We start from the raw sequence: 4160 nt of genomic DNA on the forward strand, positions 1-4160 counted from the left end.
GTTTGCCCCAAGAACGGCTTCGAGTCGTGGGAGAAGGAGTGGGTCGCCACCTTCGGGGATAAGCTGCCGCTGCGTTGCTTCTCGCTGGGAGACCCCGCCATAGCGGCGATGTCGACCGAGCGCAGGCGAAACGCGCTGTCGCTCGACAGCGGCGCGTGCAACCTGCTCGCGTTCAACTACGAGTCGCTCTCGGGCTACGTGCGGGAGCTGCACGCCATCATCCCCGACCAGACCCTGCTCGTCTTCGACGAGGTGCACCGGGTGAAGGCCATCGGCGGCAGGCGCGCGGAAGCCGCGCTCGAGGCGGCCGACGGCGCTAAGTTCGTGATCGCCCTTACGGGAACGCCCATCCCGAACACCTACCAGGACATCTACAACCTGCTGCACATCCTGTACCCCGAGGACTACGACACGTTCTTCGGCTACGAGCCGGGCGAGCTCCGCGCGCCCGATGCGGACCTCCAGGCAAGCCTCAACGACAGCCTGGCGCCCTTCTTCTGCCGAACGAACAAGGACGAGCTCGGCGTGCCGCGCCCAGAGCCCGACGAGATCGTGGAGGTCGAGGCGACGCCCGATGAGGACACATTGCTGCGAGTCCTGTACGCGTCTTGCCCCAACGCGCTCGCGAGGATCATACGCACCCTGCAGCTCGAGAGCGACCCCGAGATGCTCTGCTCTGCAGTGGACCCAGGCGACCTCGAGTACGTGCTCGACCAGGTCGGCGATGACTACTCGGATATCGACTACGTCGACTTCTCGCAGACGTTCTACGAGGCCATCGAGCGAAGCCGCCCGAGCTCGAAGCTCGTGGCGTGCGAGCGGCTCGTGGAGCGCATCGTCGCCGAAGGCCGCCCCGTCATAGTATGGTGCATCTTCGTACGCAGCATCAGCAACCTCCGCCGCGACCTCGCCGCCATGGGGATTCCGGCAGAGGCGATCTACGGCGCCACGCCACAGGAAGAGAGACGCGAGATTCTGGACGACTTCCGCGCGGGGCGCTTCAGGGTGCTCGTGACCAACCCGCAGACGCTTGCCGAGTCGGTCTCTCTGCACAGCGTCTGCCACGACGCGGTGTATTTCGAGTACAGCTACAACTTGGTGCACCTGCTGCAGTCAAAGGACCGCATACACCGTCTGGGCCTGCCCGACGACCAGAAGACGCGCTACTACTTCATGCGCGAGAAGTTCATGCGCGACGGCAGGGAGCTATCCCTCGACGCCGTGATCTACGACCGCTTGAAGGAGAAGGAGCAGACGATGCTCGACGCCATCGACCGCGGCTGCCTTGAGGGCGGCTACCTCGATGACGAGGACCTGCGTATCGTCTTCGAGCGCCTGCTGGGAGAAGATGCCAAGAGCCTGGAATACTAAGAGGCCGAACGGCGCACTGACGATATTGGCTCATAAGTAACAACTGCGAAGGAAAGATAGGGCTTTAAGGATGGATGCAGGAAAATCTACGATAAGCGGCGTGTTCAACGGATCGCGCCTGCTCGAAATACCTTTCTACCAAAGGGCGTACGTCTGGGGAGAAGAGCAATGGGAGCGCTTCCTCGGCGACATGGAGTTCGTCACGGCCTCGAAGCGGCCCTATTTCCTGGGCTCGATCATCCTGAAGCAGGCCTCCTCCGGCAACACTTGGTCCGAGGTGTCCGAGGTTCGCACAGTCATCGACGGCCAGCAGCGCCTCACGACCATGGTCATCTTTTTCAAGGCGCTCTGCGCGAGAATCGACGCCGATAGGCTGTTCGAGCGAGATTTCGTCCTGGAGACCGGCGAAGTCGCCTTGAGACATGGCAAGTACGACCGGCAGGATTTCGAGAAGGTCGTCAGCGCCACGGGCTGCGAGCCTGTCGAGGGCTCCTCGTCCATCGCCCTTGCCTACAACTACTTCCTCAAGAACATCGACCCAGAGAAGGTCGACAGGAACACGATCAAGTCGAACGTCCAGTTCGTCTGCATCGACCTCACCGAGGGCGAGGACGAGCAGCAGATATTCGACACCATCAACTCGCTCGGGGTGCGCCTGACGACGGCGGAGCTCCTCAAGAACTACTTCTTCAACCGCGAGAACGAGCAGGCGTTCAAGGAGTGCTGGGAGGACGTCTTCGAGCCCACGGCGGAGAAGAGGGAGTATTGGGAGCAGGAGGTCGTTACCGGGCGCATCAAGCGCACGCTCGTCGACCTGTTCTTCGACGCGTTCCTCCAGATCCTGGTTCAGGACAAGAAGCGCGGCGTCACGACCGAGGACAAGCTCTTCTATTCGCGCACGTCCAACCTCTTCCAGTCCTACAAGGACTTCATCGGCAGGTACTGCAACGGAGACAAGGACGAGATCCTCGACAGCATGAAGGCGTATGCCGAGGCGTTCGAGTCCACGTTCGACCCTGGCTACTGCGACGCGGACATCCCCTCCGCTCCCGGCGTCGAGCGCCTGAACGTGCTGATATTCGGCCTCAAGAACTCGACGCTCATCCCGTACGTGCTCTACGTTCGCAAGAACGCGGAGTCTTCGGGCGAGGAATCCGAGGTCTTCGCCCTGCTTGAGAGCTACATCGTCCGCCGAACGCTGGTTCAGGCGACCACGAAGAACTACAACAGGCTGTTCACCTCGCTGATCCTGAACGAGGTGAAGGACGCGGAGGCCCTGAGGAAGGCTCTCGAAGCCAACGAAGAGGCGACGACGTACATGCCCGGCGACGCCGAGGTTCGAGCGGCGTTCGAGGAATCGTGTCTGTACAACCTCCAGTCCAAGGGCGTCCTCTATCTGTTGGAAAGCGCCATTCGTCCGGGCATGAGCAGCACGGCCCTGCTCGGGTTCAACCAGTACACCCTCGAGCACATGATGCCCAAGAAGTGGCGCAACAAATGGGGAGCCCTCGACGATGAGGCTGCCACGCGAAGGGACAGGAAGCTCCTCACGCTCGGCAACCTCGCCATCATCACGCATTCGCTCAACGCCTCCATCCGCGATGCCGATTGGCCCACCAAGAAGCAGGGAAAGGGATACAAGGACGGTCTTGCCCTCTGCGCCGCCGGCCTTGCGACCATGGCCGGCGCCCTGGAGAAGGAGTCTTGGGGCGAGGGCGATATCGCAGAGCGCGCCGAATGGCTTGCGGACAAGGCGTTGGAGGTCTGGCGTTAAACCTTACATGCGCCCCATCTCGAAGATGCTTGCGGTGTCGGAGCCCGCATCCATGACGGATGTTGTCGGCTCTTCCAAATGCGAGGTTTGCGGTGGCGCTTCCGTCACTGGTGCCTCAACCACCTCGCCGAGCGCCAGGAAGAACCTCATCACGAGCTCGATCCTCTGCTGCAGGGACTCGCTCAGCTCGCCGTAGGAGGCCGCCAGCCGGACCTCCTTGGACAACTCCGCCATCGAGTCCTTCAACGCCTTCTGCACGCTTACAGAGGGCCTCACTTCGACCTGGGTATCGGTGAGCTTGGCGATGATGTAGTCCTGCCTGCTCATGCCGCTCCAGGCTGCCATCTCGCATATGAGCTTGTGCTCCTCGGGCGTGCAGCGAAACGCCATCGTCTTGCTGCGCTTGCGGGCGCTGTTCTCGCACGGCATCTTGCTTACCCCCTCGCTCCATCGAGCGCGGCGGCCATCTCGTCCTGCTTCGTGGGGAACAGGTGCGCGTAGCGGTAGGTGATGTCCACCGCCTCGTGGCCCATGCGCTCGGCGATGGCCAGCGCGGAGAAGCCCATCTCGATCAGCAGGCTCACGTGGCTGTGGCGTATGTCGTGTATGCGGATGCGCTTCACGCCCGACGCTTTGCACCCGCGCTCCATCTCGTGGGCCAGGAAGTGCTTGGTCACGGCGAACAGGCGCTCGTCGGGGGCGACATCGTCGCGCATCTCGATGAAGTCCGCCATCTCGTCGCGAAGGAAGGCGGGCATGACGATCGTGCGCACGGACTTGGGCGTCTTGGGGTCGGTCACGGTGTCCACGCCGTGGAGGCTCTGGTACGACTTGTTGATGCGCAGCCGCGAGCTATCCAGCATGAAGTCGGACGGCGTGAGCGCCAGGAGCTCGCCGCAGCGTATGCCCGTCCAGTACAGCAGCTCGAAGGCGTGGAACGACAGCGGCTTGTCCATGACCGCCTCGCTGAACCTCAGGTACTCGTCCTTGGTCCAGAACTGCATCTCGCCGCCCT

General features: G+C 62.3%; 4 protein-coding genes. 2 read left to right on the forward strand and 2 right to left on the reverse strand.

Annotated features, from left to right (window positions below):
* A partial coding sequence (locus tag ACT84W_RS07110; RefSeq protein ID WP_444328704.1) for a helicase-related protein occupies nt 1-1371 on the forward strand: 1371 nt, incomplete at its 5' end.
* Between the two features lie 100 nt (nt 1372-1471).
* Complete coding sequence (locus ACT84W_RS07115; protein WP_444328705.1) at nt 1472-3145, forward strand: DUF262 domain-containing protein; 1674 nt, start codon at nt 1472-1474, stop codon at nt 3143-3145.
* A 3-nt stretch (nt 3146-3148) separates the two neighbouring features.
* Here ACT84W_RS07115 and ACT84W_RS07120 read toward each other — a convergent pair whose 3' ends face one another.
* Nucleotides 3149-3574 (reverse strand): plasmid mobilization protein, encoded by a 426-nt coding sequence (locus ACT84W_RS07120; protein WP_117205507.1) that lies wholly within the window; start codon nt 3572-3574, stop codon nt 3149-3151.
* Between the two features lie 5 nt (nt 3575-3579).
* A partial coding sequence (locus ACT84W_RS07125) for a site-specific integrase (protein WP_444328706.1) occupies nt 3580-4160 on the reverse strand: 581 nt, incomplete at its 5' end.

It is taken from the genome of Paratractidigestivibacter sp., assembly GCF_052362415.1.
Taxonomy (GTDB): domain Bacteria; phylum Actinomycetota; class Coriobacteriia; order Coriobacteriales; family Atopobiaceae; genus Paratractidigestivibacter.